We start from the raw sequence: 15,905 nt of genomic DNA on the forward strand, positions 1-15,905 counted from the left end.
TGTCCTTTCGACGTCGGCGCGCCGGTCTCCCCCCGGCCTATGATCCGGCCATGATCCTCGTCGTCGAAGATGAGCCCGGGATCCTCGACTTCGTCGAACGGGGTCTGCGCCGGCACGGGCTCGAGGTCGACACCGCCACGGACGGTGAGGCCGGGCTCGCCCGGGCGCTCGAGGCGGAGATCGAACTCGTCGTCCTCGACCTGATGCTGCCGCGCCGCAGCGGCCAGGAGGTGCTCGGGGAGCTGCGCGCCGCCCGGCCGGAGCTGCCGGTGATCGTCCTGACCGCCCGCGGGGAGGTCGAGGACCGCGTCGCCGGGCTCGATGCGGGCGCCGTCGACTACCTCGTCAAGCCGTTCTCGATCGACGAGCTCGCCGCCCGGGTCCGGGCCCAGCTGCGCTCGGCCCGCCGTGGCGACACGACGCTGGTGACCGGCGGGATCCGGGTCGACCTGCTGAGCCGGGACGTGACGACCGTCGGCGATCACCGGGTGCGGCTGTCGACGACCGAGTTCGAGCTGCTCGTCTTCCTCATGCAGCACGAGGGCCAGGTGCTCGCCCGCGACCAGATCCTCCGCGCCGTCTGGGGCTACCAGCACGACCCCGGCACCAACGTCCTCGACGTCTACATCGGCTATCTGCGTCGCAAGCTGTCGGCGACGGAGGCGACCGGCAAGATCACGACGGTGCGCTCGCTCGGGTATCGCTTTGACGGGGAGCCGCGCTGAGCCGGATCGCGGTGGCGCCCGGCCGGCTGTTCTCCCGCCTCACCCCGACCGGCCTGCGGGCCCGGCTGATCGTCGCCGTCGTGGCGATGGTCACCTTCACCGTCGCGGTCGCCTTCGCCGTCGTCTATCGCACGACGGGGGCGGAGCTGACCACCCAGCTCGACGTCTCCCTGCGGGCCGACGCCGGCCAGCTCGGAGAGGCGGTCACCGAGCAGAGTGACGGCCGGTCGGCGTCGGTGCTGATCGCCGCCCGGGAGTACGCGGACTCTCAGGGTTACAGCAACGGGGCGGTGCTGTTCTTCGCGATCGTTCCGGGGCAGGGGATCGCCTCCAGCCACCCGGAGCTGTTCGGCCAGTTCGGGCCCGATGACGGCGAGTCCACCGATCAGCAGCTGCTCGAGAACCACCAGGGGATCGCGCTGGCGGCGCCGGTGACCGGCTACAGCACCCAGCAGGGGCCAGATCTGGGCCCCTTACGGATCTACGAACGGCGGGTGCGCCTGGGTTCGGGGCTCAGCTTCTACGCGGGGGCGGCCGAGTCGCTGGAGGGGATCGAGCGGGCCAAGCACGGAGTGCTGAAGTCCTTCGCCGTCGGGGGTGTGCTCGCCTTTGCGCTCGCGCTCGCGTTCGCCTGGCTGACGGGGGCGCGGATGTCCGCCCCGCTGCGGCGGGCCTCCCAGGTCGCCGCCCAGGTCGACGGCGGTGACCTCACCCCGCGGCTTGACCTGCCCGCCAACACGAGCCACGAGCTGATCGTCCTCGCGGAGGCGTTCAACCACATGCTCGACCGGCTTGCCGCCGCCTTCGAGAGTCAGCGCGAGTTCGTCGCCGACGCCTCCCACGAGCTGCGCACGCCGCTGACGGTGATCCGCGGCCAGCTCGAGCTGCTCGCCGGCAGTGAGGAGGTTGAGCGCGACGAGGTGCTTCGCACCGAACGGCTGATCCAGGCGGAGATCTCCCGGCTCACCCGGCTCACCGACGACCTGCTCGTCCTCGCCCGCTCGGACACCGACGACTTCCTCCGCCGCCGGCGGCTGGGGCTCGCCTCCTTCATCCCCGAGCTGTGGGACGGGCTCAGCCTCACCGCCGAGCGCCGGTTCGAGGTCGGCGCGATCGCCGAGGTGACGATCTCCGCGGACCCGGACCGGCTTGCCCAGGCGCTGCGCAACCTCGGCACGAACGCGATCAACTACACCGAGGCGCCCGACGGCCTCGTCGCGATCACCGCCGTCCTGCGCTCCGGGGAGGGGCCCCGGCGGGTGCTCATCACCGTCTCTGACGACGGGCCGGGGATCCCTGCCGAGCTGCGCTCGCAGGTCTTCGAACGCTTCTACCGCGCCGATCCGAGCCGCGCCCGAGCGAAGGGCGGGGCGGGACTCGGGCTGGCGATCGTCAAGGCGATCGTGGAGGCCCACGGCGGCAGCGTCCGGGTCCGTGAGGCGCCGACGGGCGGGGCGGCCTTTGAGGTCGAGCTGCCTGCCTGAGGGGGCCGGCGGGGGTGGGTGCCCGGCGGGGGTGGGTGCCCGGCGGGTGCTCGCGGGTCACGGCGGCTGCGGGTGGAGTTGCCCGCCTGAGGGGCCGGCCGGGCAGAACCCCACGACCCAGATCAGGCATTTTCGGTCGCGGCGGGACGGCCGGGCGTGATTGGGGTCGCTGAGCGCACCCAATCGTGCATCGCCGGGGCGTGCGGCCGGAAATGGCTGCCCTCGGGTCGTTGCGCGCGGCGGTGGACGGCGACCGGTCAGCCCGTCTACGCTCGATCCATGGCGCGGCACAAACTCCAGGTCGCCTTCTGGCGCCGTTGGCTGCCGGCGGCGCTGTGCCTGCTCGGAGTGATCTTGCTGATCGCCGATGACTTCAACCTGTTCGGGGTCGACGCGTTCGCCGCGTTCTGTGGGGCGGGCCTGTCGGTGGCGCTCACGAACGTCCTCTGGCGGATCGGGATCTCGGGCAACCATGACCGGGACGATGAGGAGGACGCGCGGCGCTACCTCGCCGAGTACGGCCACTGGCCCGAGGACCGCGACGGTCCGCCCCAGGGTCGTGGCCCCGCCTGAGTGACCCGGCTGTGAAGGGGGCGTGAAAGTGAGGTCACCCTTACCTCTCCCGACCGCCCCGAGGGTTAGGTGAGCCTAACTCCCAAGGTCGCGAAAACCCTTATGGCGTAAGGGTTTTTACGGTGTCGGACCGGCTAGCATCAGGGGGGTGACCAACGTCTCCTCACCCACCCCCACCGCCGATGCGAAGGACCGTCTGCTGAAGGCCTGGCGCGGGGAGATCCTCGCCGGCAAGAGCTATGAGCTGATCGCCGGGCGCCTCGCCCCGCGGGAGGCCGACATCCTCCGGCAGATGGCGGCCGCCGAGGCGAGCCACCGGGGCCGGATCGAGGCGCGGATGGCTGAGTTGGGGATCCCGATCCCGGACCCGGCGACCGTCCGGCTGTCGGCGTGGGCGCGGCTCCAGAGCCGCGTCGCCCCGGTGGACCGCCTCCTCGCCGCCCGTGAGGCGGCTGAGGATGATGAGGTCGACGACCTCTACAAGCGGGCGACCGGGGACGGGCAGACCGACGCACTGCTGCGCGAGCTCCGCAAGGAGGAGCGCAGCCACTCCCGGGCGGTCAACGAGATTCGCAGCAGCGGCCGTTCCGAGGACGCCGCCGACCCGAACGCGCAGCTCAGCCCGGTCCAGCGTGCGGCGAAGGAACGGCTCGACAAGATCACCAACCGGGAGAAGTGGCACTCCTCCGGGGGCGGCTGGGTCTCCGGGGTGATCTACGGCGCCAACGACGGCCTCGCCTCCGTGTTCGGGCTTGTCGCCGGTGTCTCGGGCGCGACCGGCGGCTCATCGATCGTCCTCACCGCCGGGGTGGCGGGCGCGGCGGCGGCGGCGCTCAGCATGGCGACCGGCGCCTGGCTCGCCTCCCGTTCGGAGCAGGAGATCGCCCACGCGAACGTGGAGCATGAGCGGCGGGAGATCGCCGAGCATCCTGAGGAGGAGCGGGAGGAACTGTCGCTGTTCTTCCAGCTCAAGGGGGTCGAGCCGGATCTGGCCGATCAGATGGCCGCCCAGATCGCCGAGAACCCGGACGCGATGCTCCAGGCGCTCTCCCAGGAGGAGTTCGGCGGGATGGGGGAGGTGGACGATGCCGCCGGCGCCGCCGTCGCCGCCGGCCTGTCGACCGGTATCGGGGCGATGCTGCCCGTGCTGCCGTTCCTCTTCATGACCGGAACGGTCGCGATCATCATCGCCGCGATCGTCTCCCTGCTCGGTCACTTCGCCGTCGGCGCCGCCAAATCGCTGGTGACGCTGCGCAGCTGGTGGTCGGCCGGCCTCGAGATGACCCTCGCCGGCGTCATCGTCGGGGGGGCGACGTTCCTGATCGGATTGGCGCTGCCGAGCTGAGCCGTCGTGCGCGGGGGCGCGGCAGCCCTCACCTACTCGCCGAGGGCGGCCCGCAGGGCGGCGACCTCCTCCTCGAGCCGGCTCACCCGGGCGTGGAGGGCGGCGAGGTCCCCGGCGGTTGCGGGCACGTCCGCAGGCGAGCCGAGCGGGCCGAGCGGGCCGGGCGGGGCGGCTGCATGCGCGGGCGGGGCGGCTGCAACGGGCGGCGCCGCCTGGCCGTCGCCGAGCGGGACCACCGGCGCCGCGGCGGGTGATGTGACGTCGTTGACGGTCGCGTCCGCGGTCCCGCCGAGGCGGTGAGCCCAGCGGTCCTCCTTCTGGCCGGGTCGACGCTCGAGCCGTTGGGCGTACCCGCGGCCGGCGAGCTCGTTGAGGGCCGCGTCGACGGCCTCCAGCGACGTGAAGGCGACCATTCGCTCGGTGCGGGCCTTCAGCTCGCCGGGGGTCTGGGGCCCGCGCAGCAGCAGTACGCAGAGAGCGGCCAGCTCGCCGCCGCGAATCCCGAGCGCCTCCTCAGCGAGGTGACGGTACTTGGTCGCCCGACTGCTGTGGCCGCTTGCGAGGCGGGCGAGGCCGTAGCGGGACAGGCGCTGGGCGGCCGCATTGACCGTCGCCTCGTCATAGGCGGTGACCGGGTCCCGGTTCGTCGCCTGGTTGGCGGCCAGCCGCAGGGCGTTGAGGCTGAGCGGATACTGCTCCGGGGTCGTGAAGCGCTTCTCGATCAGGCAGCCGAGCACCCGCTGCTCGGCCGGGGTGAGGACGCTGAAGTGCACGGTGGGGAGGGTAACCGCCGCCGGCCGGCGGGGCCGGGCACGACCAGATCGCCGGCCGCGGGCGGGCGCTTTCGCCGGAGGGATCGGCGGCAGATAACGTACCGACGATGTTGACCCGGGTTCGCTGTGGTGTGGCCTGCGGTTGCGTCGGGGCCGTGCTGGCGCTCGCCGGCTGTGGCGGGTCCGCGCGGCCCCACGCGGCCGGGGGTCTCACCCCGCCCCAAACCGCTTCCGGCGCATCCTCGACGACCACTGGCGGCGCGACCGGCGCAACGGGGGTGCGCGGCACGGGGACCGGGGCGACCGCGGCGACCGGGGCGACCGGGGCGACCGGCGCAACTGGGAGCGGGACATCCGGGCCAGGCCCGAGCGCGGCACCCGGCACGACCGGGGCGGGTGCCACCGGCCCGACCGGCGGGACCGCGGCGCCGGTGCCAGCCGCCACCGTCGCCGCCTACGCCGCGCAGCCCGCGGAGAGCATCCTCGGTGAGGCTGTCGCCGCGATCGGCGCCGCTGAGGGCTACCGCGCCGTCGGCATCCTCACCCAGCAGGGCCGCTCGCTCCGTGCGAGCCTCGCCGTCCACGCCCCGGCGGCGGTCGCCGCAACCCTCATCCGGGGTGAGATGCGGCAGCGACTCGTCATCCTCGGCACGAGCGTGTACATCCGCGCGAACCTCGCCTTCTGGCAGGCCCAGGCGAGAGAGGTTCCGAGGAGGGTCATCTCCCAGCTCGCGAACCGCTGGTTCAAAACCCCCGACCTGGACCGCTCACGACTCGCCGGCGCGCTGCGACACCTCTCCCCCCGGGTGCTCGCGCGCTGCCTCGCCCGGGCCTTCCGCAAGCCGAGGGTGATCGGGGCAACCCGGGTCGACGGGGCGGCAGCGGTCATCCTCCACAGCCGCGGCGGCGGTCCGGGCACGAGCCCGGGTGACCTCGACGTCGCCGTCGCCGCCCCCCACTACCCGCTTCGCTTCGCTCAGACCGGTCCGCCGCGGGCTGGGACCGCATCACCGTGCGGGGCGAGCCCCACGGCCGGGGACGGGCACGCGGAGCTCACGTTCTCCGGCTGGAATGACGTGCGCATCTCCGCGCCCCCCGGGGCGACCGACCTCCCGTGAACCCGGCCGCTCGCCCGGCGCTCCACAAGGACGAGATTGACGAGGGTGACGGCCCCCATCAGCGCGAGGTAGACGGCGTGGGGGTAGGCGTAGCCGCGGTCACTCAGGGGCCAGAACAGGGCGATCCCGGTGCCGCTGCCCTCGGCCATGTCCCGCAGGAAATGCAACGCCACCCCGACGCTGATCCCCAGCCAGATCCGGCCGTGGCGCACCGACGCGGCGGCGAAGGTGAGACAGATCAGGAGGGTCAACAGCGAGTGGGGGTAGGGCCGCGGGGTCCCCACGGTGAGAAAGTAGGCCTGAAAGAGATACTGGGGGATGTGGTCGGCGTCCATCAGCACCGACGCGATCAGCGCGGGCAGGAGGATCGGGCGCCGCCAACGGGTCGGCAGCAGGTTGAGGCACAGCAGCGCGGTGCTGACGTGCGCGAGCTCATCAAAGACCCCGCCGAGCAGCGTGGCGCCGAGCCGGTCATAGATCGCGTCGGCGCCGAACAGGACCGCGGCGGCGACGATGACCTGGATGAGCGAGATCCGGACGATCGCGCGCTCCCAGACTTGGGCGAGGCGCCCTCGAGCCGACAGGAAGGTCACAGCGACAGTATGGACCGTCGCGCTGCCCGGCTCGGGCGGGATCAGGCGTCGAGGTCGAGCAGCTCGCAGCTCACCTCTCGCCGCGGGTCAGAGCCCGACCAGCCGTCAGCCTCTGACCAGCCGATCCGGGTGCCGTCGGCGAGGCGGACGTGGGCCCGGCCGTGGGGGGGCCGCCCCCACAGGGCGGCCGTCAACGGGCGCTCGGATTCGGGGACGTCACCGAGCCCGGCCCGGACGTGGTCAGCCGGGTAGGTGACGATGATCGCCCCGCGCCGCACCCAGACGGGAATCCGCGACAGCGGCGCCGGCGCCGTGATCTCCGCGCCGCCGGTCACCGCCCGCCGCGACCAGGTCTCGACCCAGTCACCGCGGGGCAGCAGTACCTCGCGCTCGCGCAGGCCCGCCTCGAGCACGGGGGCGACCCACAGCGACGGCCCGTAGCCGTAGGCGTCGGTGAGGTTCGCCCCGCGCTCGTCGGTGGGGTCCAGCAGGGTGAGTGGGCGGATGATCGGCAGGCCACAGCGGGCCGCGGTCGCCGCGGCCGCCCGCACGTAGGGGATCAGCTGTTCGTGGAGGAGGACGAGGCCGCGGTAGGTGTCGACCATCCGCTCCCCGTAGTGCCAGGGCTCATGGGCCATCTTCGAGTGGGCCTGCATCAACGGGGTGAACGCCCCGAACTGCAGCCAGCGGATGAGCAGCTCGGGCGGGCAGCGCTCGGTGAGCCGGTGGCCGAGGTAGCCGCCGATGTCATGGGAGACGTTGGAGAGGCCCGACAGCGCCGCGTTCAGCGTCGCGACGACGAGGACGCGCAGGGACCAGAAGTCAGAGGCCTGATCGGCGCCCCAGGTGAGCCCGGTCGCCTGCTGGCCGATCCACGCCGAACGGCCGAACAGGACCCCCGACCCCGGATGGACCTCATCGAGTGCGCGCTGCAGGGAGCGGCGGTGTGAGGACCCGTTCTCCCACGCCGCCTCGGCCCCGCTGCGGCCATCCTGGAAGCGCACGTCATCAGGGACGTAGTAGCCGTCCCCGTCATCCATCTTGATCCCCTCGACGCCGAGCTGAAGGACGGACTTGACCTGCTCCCGCCACCACGCCTCCGCGGTCGGGGAGGTGAAGTCGACGAGCGAGCCGCTGCCCATCCACCAGCGGCCGACCCACGGGCCGCCGTCCGGGGCTTGGACAAAGTGGCCCGCCGCGGCCCCCTCGGCGTAGTTGGGTGCGGGGGCGGTGTGCAGGCGCTCGGACTCGGGCTGGGGTGGGATCTGCCCGTCGGAGGAGTCGAGGTTGACCCACGGGGTGCACCACAGCACCGTCCGCACCCCGGCCGCGCGCATCCGCGCGACCATTGCGGCGGCGTCGGGGAACTGGTGGGGGTTGAACTGCCAGCTGTTGTACTGGGTCGCCCATGGCGAGTCGATCACGATCGCGTCGAGGGGGATCTGCGCGCCGGTGAAGCCGAGAAAGTCGTCCATCACCGCGTCGGTGTCCTCGTGCACGTCACGGCTCTTCCAGAACCCGTAGGCCCACTCGGGCAGCAGGGCGGGGAAGCCGGTGGACCGACAGAGCGCCCGCAGCCGTGCCGCCGGGGTCGGGTCGGCGAAGATCGTCAAGGTCAGCGGGCCGGCCTGGGCGCGGGTGGACACGCTCGTACGCTCGCCGGAGAGGTCGAAGATCGTCCCGTTGGCGGACGTGTCGGCGAGCACGCCATAACCGCGGCTCGACTCCAGCCACGGGACCGGGGCACAGTCACCCTGGGGGATGCCGCCGGCGGCGAGCATCTCCGCCGGACAGTCCGGTCCGGTGTAGCGCCGGTCGGCGCCGAGCTGGATGCGCCGGCCGCGGTGGTCGAGGTCGGGGTGGTGGCGAAAGCCCAGTCCCGTGAAGTGCTCGACGGTACGGCGGTCCCAGTCGAGGGTGAGGCGCAGCGGTTCGGGCGGCGGGTCCGAGGCACCGGGCGCGTCTCCCGGGCCGGGCCTCGGCGTCGGTTCACTGAGACGGAGGGTCAGGGTGAGACTGAGATCGCTCGGGAGGGTCAGCTCGAGCCGGCCGACACGGTTCGCGCTGAAGCGAAGGGTGAGGATGAGGGCGTCGAGGTCGCTCGCGACGCGGTCTGCCCGCAGCGCCCGTTCCTGCGGGGCGAGGTTCTCGGCGGCGATCACTCCTTCGGTGAGGTGGATGAAGGTGTCATGCACGGTGCCGTCGGCGATCCAGGCGCCGAGGTTGCGCAGCAGCCGACGCCCGTCCCGGCGGACGGTGAGGCTGAAGGGGCGCAGGCTCACCTCGACGCTGAGGCGCCCGCGGGTGAGCGTGAGGCCGTCCGCCCCGTGGTCGGTGAGGGTGACGTCCGCGGACGGTCGGCGGGTGGGGGGCGGGGACATGGAGGGGATCGTTCTGCACCTGAGGCGGAGATCCATGCGCGCTTCACGACAACTTCACAGGTCCGCTGCGGCTTCTTCACGACCCGACGGGACGGTCCCTCGATCCTGGGACCATGACACAGGAGAACCGCACCGAACGGCACGTGAGCCGCGCCGACATGCACGTGCACTCGACGGCGTCGGAGCTGTCGAAGCTGGGGATTCAGCGTTCACTCGCCCTGCCGGAGTGCGCGACCGAGCCCGAGGAGGTCTATGAGCTGGCCAAGCGGCGGGGCATGGACTTCGTGACGATCACCGACCACGACACGATCGCCGGGGCGCTCGCGATCTCCCACCACCCGGACGTGTTCGTCTCTGAGGAGCTGACCGTCTCCTTCCCGCACGAGCCCCAGGCCGTGCACGTCCTCTGCTACGGGATCACCGAGGCCGACCACGAGTACCTCCAGGCCCACCGCACCAACATTGAGGAGTGCGCCGAATACCTGCACGCCCAGGAGATCTGCTGCGCCCTCGCCCACCCCTTCTACGCGGTCGCCGCGCCGCTGTCGCCCCGGCACCGCCGCCGTCTCGCCCAGCTCTTCCCGGTCTGGGAGACCCGCAACGGCAGCCGGGCCAAGGAGCTGAACCTGCCCGCCTTCGTCTACATCGAGACCCACGGGGGGACGGGGATCGGCGGCAGCGACGACCACGCGGGCATCGACATCGGACGGACCTTCACGGAGACGCCGGTGGCGGCGACCCCGGGGGCGTTCCTCGCCCACATCCGCGCCGGCGCCGCCGTCAGCCACGGCGCCCAGGGTGGGGCGGCGAAGTGGACACACGCGGCGATGGCGCTCGCGATCCGCTCGCTCAGCGACCGGGCGGGCGAACGCCCCGGCCGGCCCGATCCGGCCACGGTGCTCGCGATCGTCAGCCGCGTGATGGCCGAGGGTGAGCTGCGCCACGGGGAGCGCCAGGAGGACGTCGGTCCGCGGGATGCGCTCGCGCTGCTGCGCGCCTGGCTGGCGAGCATGGAGCTGCAGAGCGACGAACACGAGCTCATCCGCGCCCTCCAGGAGGGTGAACTCAGCCACCACGACCTTGAGCGCCGCGCCCGGCGGATCCACGAGCGGGAGCTCGCCCGCGTCGTCGCCGACGGGGCGGACGCCGTCGCCCACGGCCAGCTGATGGCCCTCGCTGACACCCCGGGGAAGCTGTTCAACGCCTGCCTGCCCGCCGTTCCCTACGCGGCCGCGGCCGCCTTCCTCGGCCGGGAGAAGCAGAAGCTGACCCGCGGGGACGGTGACCGGCCGCGGGTGGCGATCGTCGCGGACGGAATGTCGGGCACCCACGGCGTCTCGCGCGCCCTCACCCAGATCCGGGATCGGGGCGTGCCCGGGTTCGACGTTGAGGTGATCGGGACCGACGCGGACGTCGACCGTCGCCTGTGCGCGGCCGCCGAGCTCGAGATGCCCTTCTACCCCGGCCTGATGATCGGCGTGCCGACGGTCCCGTCGCTCGTGGACGCGCTCGCAGAGGGACGCTATGACCTCATCCACGTCGTCACCCCCGGCCCGGCCGGGGCGGGCGCCTGGCTCGTCGCCCGGCTGCTCGGGCTGCCGCTGCTGGGCAGCTACCACACCGAACTGGGCGCCTACGCCGGGCTGCGCTCCGGCCAGGCGTTCCTCGAGACGCTCGTCGACGCGGGCATGGGCGCCTTCTACGGCGCCTGTGACGTCGTCCTCTCCCCGTCCACCGCCTCCGACGAGCGGCTCGAGGGGCTCGGGGTCGCTCGCGAGCGGATCGGTCGTTGGGATCGCGGGGTCGACCTCTGCCGTTTTTTCCCCCAGCGCCGGGAGCCCGGCCGGTTCCCCGGGGAGATCAACGTCCTCTACACCGGCCGGCTCACCCGGGAGAAGGGTGTCGAGCTGCTCGCCGACGCGTTCCTCACCGCCCGCTCGCGGGACCCACGCCTCCACCTCATCCTCGCCGGTGACGGCCCCGAGCGGGCCGCGCTCGCCGATCGGCTCGGAACGGCCGCGACGTTCCTCGGCTTCGTCCACGGGGAGGAGCTCGCGACCGTCTACGCCTCCGCGGACGCGTTCCTGTTCGCCTCCGAAACCGACACGTTCGGGCAGGTGATCCTCGAAGCCCAGGCAAGTGGCCTGCCGGTGATCGCCGTCGACGCCGGCGGGCCCGCGGATCTGATCCGAGACGGCCACACCGGCCTGCTCACCGCCGCCGACGCCGGCGCGCTCGCCGGCGCCCTGCTGACGGTGACCGGATCAGACCTGATCGCCGCACCCCTGCGACGGGCTGGCCTCAGTGCCGTCCGCGACCGGACCTGGGAGGCGTCGATGGCCGCCCTCGGGGCGGGCTACCGGGCGGCGCTCGAGCGGGCGCAGACCGTCGGGGTGCGTGAGGTCGCCTGAGGTCGGCGGGCGCTGACGGACGGCCGGGGACGGCCGCCGGGTCCCGCGCACGGACCCGCGCTCTAGGATCTGCCGCGTGCCCGTGACCGATGCGGTGATCCCGGTGGCCGGCCTCGGGACGCGGCTGCTGCCCGCGACGCGCTCCCAACCCAAGGAGATGCTGCCCGTCCTCGACCGCCCGGTCGTCCAGTACGTGGTGGAGGAGCTCGTCACCGCCGGGGTCCGGCGGGTGCTGCTGGTGACCGGCCGGCGCAAGCGCGCAATCGAGGATCACTTCGACGCCGACCCCGAGCTCGGGTCGTCGCCGCTGCTTGACCCGGCCAGCGGCCTGCAGATCCTCTACACCCGCCAGGCCCGGCCGGCAGGGCTCGGGGATGCGATCGGCTACGGCCGGGGGCTTGGGGCCACCGACGGGGTGATGGTCGCCCTCGGCGACGCGATCCTCGAGTCGGCGGGCAACCCATCCCTCAGCCGGCGCCTGATCGACACCTTCGAGGCGCAGCGGCCGGCCGCCGTCATTGCCGTTGAGGCGGTCGCTCCCGAACGGGTGAGCCGCTACGGAATCGTCGCCGGCCCGCTGGAGGCGATCACCGGCCTTGTCGAGAAGCCGCCCGCCGAGCGCGCCCCGAGCCGGTGGGCGGTCGCCGCCCGCTACGTATTCGCTCCCCGGGTGCTCGACGCGCTCGCCGGCACGCCGCCGGACGCCGGTGGGGAGGTGCAGGTCGCCGATGCCCTCAACGCGCTCATCGCAGGCGGGGAGCGGGTGATCGCGGTACCGCTCGGCCCGGGCGAACGGCGCCACGACATCGGCACCGTCGAGGCGTACGTGGCGACGTTCGTGCACTTCGCCCGGGCCGACCCGCGCTTCTCGGCCCTGCTCGATGGCTGAGGTCCCCGCCCGCGCGGCGCTCGCGGGGAACCCGTCCGACGGGTACGGCGGGGGGGTCCTCGCCCTCACCGTCGACCCCTTCACGGCGTCGGTGCGGGCACTTCCCGGCCCGCACCGGGGCCCCGCCGTGGCGCCGCTGCCCGAGCTGATCGGCGCGACCCACGCCCGCTTTCGGCGGGAGTTCGCCGGGGAGTTGAGCGAGCCCGCGCGGGCGCAGCTCGGCGACGTCCGGTTCGCCTGGGAGACGACGGTCCCCCGCTCGGTCGGGCTCGGTGGCTCGAGCGCGCTGGTCATCGCGACCCTGCGCGAACTCTGCGCGCTCACCGGGATCGCGCTCGCCCCCCTGGCCCTGGCCGAGCTCGCCCTCTCCATCGAGGTCGACGACCTCCAGATCACCGCCGGTCTGCAGGACCGGCTCGTGCAAGCCCACGGCGGCCTGCTGTTCATGGACTTCGCCACGACCCCGGTGCGGGCCGAGCCGCTCGATCCCGGAGGGCTGGGACCGCTGTTGATCGCCTGGGACGGTGGCGCCGGCGCCCCGTCCGGCACCGTCCACGGCGGACTCGCCGAGCGGCACCGGCGGGGTGAGCCGGCCGTGCACGCGGCGATGGTCGCGCTCGGCCGGTGTGCCCGTGCGGCCCGGGATGCCGTCCGCAGCGGCGACCACGCCGGTCTGCGGGCCGCCGTCGATGAGAGCTTCGATCTTCGCGCCGGGCTGCTCGAGCTCGATCCCGCCCACGTCGCGATGGTGGCGGCCGGGCGCCGGGCTGGGGCGGCGGTCAACTACACCGGCTCGGGTGGTGCGGTCGTCTGTCTCTGCGACGACGTCGACCACCGGCTGCAGGTCGCCGCTGCCCTCACCGAGCTCGGAGCGTCGACGGTTGAGCTCGCGCCGGGCTGTGCGCGATCGGCCCCGAACGACGGTCACGTCGGCCGGGCAACCCCGCCGACGTGACCGGTCGAGAGAGAAGCGGGAGGCGCGCCCGGCTCGCGCCGGGCGCGCGCGCTGAGCTTCAGTAGCCGTAGATCACGGTCACCGAGCCGCCCGGAAGGTAGGCGCCGTAGCCGTAGCCGTAGCCGTCGCCGGAACCGTAGATCCCGTAGGCCGCGCCGTAGCCACCGTAGCCGCCGTAGCCACCGTAGCCGCCGTAGCCGTAGCCACCGTACCCGCCGTAGCCGTAGCCGTAGCCGCCGTCGCCATAGCCGCCGCTGGTCGAGTAGCCGTACGGGGAGTCCCCGTAGCCCGAGCCGGTCCCGGACCCGCTCGTCGCGGGGGACCCGGAACCCGTGCCCGACCCACCCCCGAGCAGGCTCGGAGTGGCGCCGTAGGTGACGGTGAACGCGCTCCCGCTCGCCGACAGCGATCCCGGGCTCGCGCCCTGGCCGGCGCCGTTCGCGGTCCTGGAGAAGGCGCTGAAGCCTCCGCCGAAGCCCCCACCGTAGCCGTAGGTCGCGTCCGCTGCGGGGGAGAGGGCGATCGGCTGGGCGTTCCAGCCGGAGATCGAGCGGGTGCTGTGGTTGGAGGTGGCAAACGCGTTGGTGAACCTCACCGACCCGAAGTCCGACAGCGGCAGGGGCCGGCAGACCCCCGTCGCGCCGCCCTGGCAGGTCGAGGGTGCCTCAGCGACCCACTCGGCCGTCGTCGTGTCCGGCGCCGGGTTGCTCATGCTCAGCGTCCGCTCGAACTGCTGCCCGGTCGTCTTGTTGTCGATCTGGACGGTCACCTGGTTCCCGCTGACGGCGGTCCGGGACCAGATCCTGTCGCCGGGGTGAATCGCGAGGGCGACCTTCACCGGGGCGGCGGGCACGAGCTCATACCAGGCGTAGTAGGTCGCCTGACCGGAGGCCGAGCAGTCCGCCTGGGTGCCCTGTTGCTCGAGTGCGCTCGAGTTGCTCGAGCCTCCGCCGAGCCCGACCCAGTAGGCGCTGTAGCTCGCGCCGGAGGTGCAGCTGACCTTCGGCGCAGTCCAGCTGCCGGAGGCGGCGGAGAATCCTGATGCATTGGTGGTGGTTGCTTCGTACCCCGCCCAGTTCTCGCTCACGGCCTCCGTGGACACCGCGGAGGCCGACGCGACCGCCGGCGCGGCGAGCGCGGCGGTGGCGAGGGCCGGGAGGAGAACGGCAATGAGGCGTGCGTTCATGAACTTCAGGTTGCCCCCGTCCCGTAATAGGCCGTCGGGAAACGCTGAAGAGGTTCTGAAAACCAGGATCGAGCCCGGGCACGCGGACGGGCGTGGGGCGCCCGGGTAAGGTGGAGAGGTGACCGCACTGGCCGACGACCTGTCCCGCCTGCTCGGCGCCGAGAACGTGATCGCCGGCGACGGACCCGGAGCCCAGGCCTACCTCGGGGACGCGACCGAATCGCGTGGGCTGCACGGTGCCGCCGAGGCGATCGCCCTCCCGACGAGCCCCGCCCAGGTCGTCGCCCTCGTCGCCTACGCCTACGCGCAGGACGTTCCCCTCACCCCGCGCGGCGCCGGGACCGGGTTCTCCGGCGGCGCGGTCCCCGCCGGCGGCATCGTGATCGCGACCGAGCGCCTCACCGGTGTGCCGCGGGTCGACCTCGACGGGTGGGCGATCGACACGCCCGCCGCGGCCACCACCGCCGCCCTTCGCGAGCGGGCCGCCCAGCACGGCCTGCACTACCCGCCGGACCCGGGCTCTCAGGAGGTGTCCCTGATCGGCGGGAACATCGCCACCAACGCCGGCGGTCCCCACACCTTCAAGTACGGGGTCACCGGCCGCTGGGTGGAGACCCTCGACGTCGTTCTCGCCCCCGGGGAGCTCGTCACCCTCGGGGCTCCGGTCGCCAAGGACGTCTCCAGCTACGACCTGCGCTCGCTGCTGATCGGCTCGGAGGGGACGCTCGGCATCATCTGCGGTGCCCGGTTACGCCTCATCCCCCGGCCCGAATGTCGCCGCCCGGTGCTCGCCGCCTATCCGGACACGGTCACCGGCGTGGCGGCGATCCACGCCGTGCTCGCCTCCGGGATCGTTCCCGCCGCACTCGAGTACCTCGACGCCCGGGCGACTGAGGACGGCCGTTTCACCGTCCTCGCCGAGGCCGACGGCTCATCGGCCGCCGCCGCCGAGCAGGCGGCGATCCTCACCGAGGCGATGGCGCCCGGCGCCCTCACGCTGCGCGCCCCGACGGAGGCCGCGGAGATCGCCGCTCTGTGGCGCTGGCGGGACGGGGTGTCGCTCACCGTGACCGCGCGGCGCGGCGGCAAGGTGTCCGAGGACATCGTCATCTCGCCCGCCCACCTCACCGAGGCGATCGAGACGATCGCCGAGATCGGCGCCCGCCACGACCTGCCGGCCTGCAGCTGGGGACATGCCGCCGACGGCAACCTCCACGCGACGTTCCTCATCGACCGTACGGACGCGGAGGAGATCGACCGGGCCGAGGCGGCCGCCTCCGAACTGTTCGACTACGCCCTCTCCCTCGGCGGCTCGCTCACCGGCGAGCACGGGATCGGCACGGTCAAGCGAGCCGCCGTTGCGCGCGCGCTGTCGCCCGCGGTGATCGCCCTCAACGCGGCGGTCAAGGCCACCCTCGATCCCAAGGGGCTGCTCAACCCCGGGGTCAAGCTGCCCTGAGCGCCGGCCCGAT

12 protein-coding genes are annotated in these 15,905 nt (G+C 73.1%); 8 read left to right on the forward strand and 4 right to left on the reverse strand.

The genetic code is table 11. From position 1 onward, the window contains the following. Window positions 1-50 precede the first annotated feature (50 nt). The 4 genes from M3M55_RS04060 to M3M55_RS04075 all read left to right on the forward strand — a co-directional run bounded on the left by M3M55_RS04060 (window position 51) and on the right by M3M55_RS04075 (window position 4,127). Window positions 51-725: a response regulator transcription factor gene (locus M3M55_RS04060; RefSeq protein ID WP_249011545.1), complete on the forward strand. Its 675-nt coding sequence runs from the start codon at window positions 51-53 to the stop codon at window positions 723-725. A gap of 11 nt (window positions 726-736) precedes the next feature. Further along, entirely contained in the window at window positions 737-2,209 is a 1,473-nt protein-coding gene (locus M3M55_RS04065; protein WP_249011546.1) for a HAMP domain-containing sensor histidine kinase, read from the forward strand. Between the two features lie 279 nt (window positions 2,210-2,488). Beyond that, window positions 2,489-2,782, forward strand: coding sequence for a hypothetical protein (locus M3M55_RS04070; RefSeq protein ID WP_249011547.1), 294 nt, complete (start codon window positions 2,489-2,491; stop codon window positions 2,780-2,782). 148 nt (window positions 2,783-2,930) lie between these two features. Then, window positions 2,931-4,127 carry a VIT1/CCC1 transporter family protein gene (locus M3M55_RS04075; protein ID WP_249011548.1) on the forward strand — a complete coding sequence of 399 codons (1,197 nt, stop codon included), beginning with the start codon at window positions 2,931-2,933 and terminating at the stop codon, window positions 4,125-4,127. A 32-nt stretch (window positions 4,128-4,159) separates the two neighbouring features. Here the strand turns inward: M3M55_RS04075 and M3M55_RS04080 are convergent, their stop codons facing one another. From M3M55_RS04080 to M3M55_RS04090, 3 genes are all read right to left on the reverse strand, one after another. After that, on the reverse strand, window positions 4,160-4,900 hold the full coding sequence (locus tag M3M55_RS04080; RefSeq protein ID WP_249011549.1) for a YceH family protein: 741 nt from the start codon (window positions 4,898-4,900) through the stop codon (window positions 4,160-4,162). A 976-nt stretch (window positions 4,901-5,876) separates the two neighbouring features. Beyond that, complete coding sequence (locus M3M55_RS04085; protein ID WP_249011550.1) at window positions 5,877-6,611, reverse strand: metal-dependent hydrolase; 735 nt, start codon at window positions 6,609-6,611, stop codon at window positions 5,877-5,879. 41 nt (window positions 6,612-6,652) lie between these two features. Beyond that, a complete protein-coding gene (locus M3M55_RS04090) occupies window positions 6,653-8,992 on the reverse strand; it encodes a TIM-barrel domain-containing protein (RefSeq protein WP_249011551.1) in 2,340 nt (779 codons plus the stop codon). Window positions 8,993-9,105: 113 nt separating this feature from the next. Here M3M55_RS04090 and M3M55_RS04095 point away from each other — a divergent pair, with 113 nt between their 5' ends. The 3 genes from M3M55_RS04095 (at window position 9,106) to M3M55_RS04105 (ending at window position 13,247) form a co-directional block, all read left to right on the forward strand. Next, window positions 9,106-11,403: a glycosyltransferase gene (locus tag M3M55_RS04095; protein WP_249011552.1), complete on the forward strand. Its 2,298-nt coding sequence runs from the start codon at window positions 9,106-9,108 to the stop codon at window positions 11,401-11,403. 76 nt (window positions 11,404-11,479) lie between these two features. Further along, complete coding sequence (locus M3M55_RS04100) at window positions 11,480-12,292, forward strand: UTP--glucose-1-phosphate uridylyltransferase (RefSeq protein ID WP_249011553.1); 813 nt, start codon at window positions 11,480-11,482, stop codon at window positions 12,290-12,292. Then, window positions 12,285-13,247 carry a mevalonate kinase gene (locus M3M55_RS04105; protein ID WP_249011554.1) on the forward strand — a complete coding sequence of 321 codons (963 nt, stop codon included), beginning with the start codon at window positions 12,285-12,287 and terminating at the stop codon, window positions 13,245-13,247. The genes M3M55_RS04100 and M3M55_RS04105 overlap by 8 nt, the downstream gene beginning before the upstream one ends. Window positions 13,248-13,305: 58 nt before the next feature. Here the strand turns inward: M3M55_RS04105 and M3M55_RS17440 are convergent, their stop codons facing one another. After that, window positions 13,306-14,433, reverse strand: a complete 1,128-nt coding sequence (locus tag M3M55_RS17440; protein WP_305883315.1) for a G1 family glutamic endopeptidase — start codon at window positions 14,431-14,433, stop codon at window positions 13,306-13,308. A gap of 118 nt (window positions 14,434-14,551) precedes the next feature. On the opposite strand from M3M55_RS17440, the gene M3M55_RS04115 reads away from it, so the two are divergent. Further along, a complete protein-coding gene (locus M3M55_RS04115; RefSeq protein ID WP_249011555.1) occupies window positions 14,552-15,892 on the forward strand; it encodes an FAD-binding oxidoreductase in 1,341 nt (446 codons plus the stop codon). Window positions 15,893-15,905: the final 13 nt, after the last annotated feature.

Origin of the sequence: Conexibacter sp. DBS9H8 (genome assembly GCF_023330685.1) — a bacterium.
GTDB lineage: Bacteria > Actinomycetota > Thermoleophilia > Solirubrobacterales > Solirubrobacteraceae > Palsa-465.

Coding starts and splice junctions, on each gene's coding strand:
- M3M55_RS04070 (WP_249011547.1), top strand. CDS start 2,489: ATGGCGCGGCACAAACTCCAGGTCGCCTTCTGGCGCCGTTGGCTGCCG.
- M3M55_RS17440 (WP_305883315.1), bottom strand. CDS start 14,433: ATGAACGCACGCCTCATTGCCGTTCTCCTCCCGGCCCTCGCCACCGCC.
- M3M55_RS04090 (WP_249011551.1), bottom strand. CDS start 8,992: ATGTCCCCGCCCCCCACCCGCCGACCGTCCGCGGACGTCACCCTCACC.
- M3M55_RS04105 (WP_249011554.1), top strand. CDS start 12,285: ATGGCTGAGGTCCCCGCCCGCGCGGCGCTCGCGGGGAACCCGTCCGAC.
- M3M55_RS04095 (WP_249011552.1), top strand. CDS start 9,106: ATGACACAGGAGAACCGCACCGAACGGCACGTGAGCCGCGCCGACATG.
- M3M55_RS04060 (WP_249011545.1), top strand. CDS start 51: ATGATCCTCGTCGTCGAAGATGAGCCCGGGATCCTCGACTTCGTCGAA.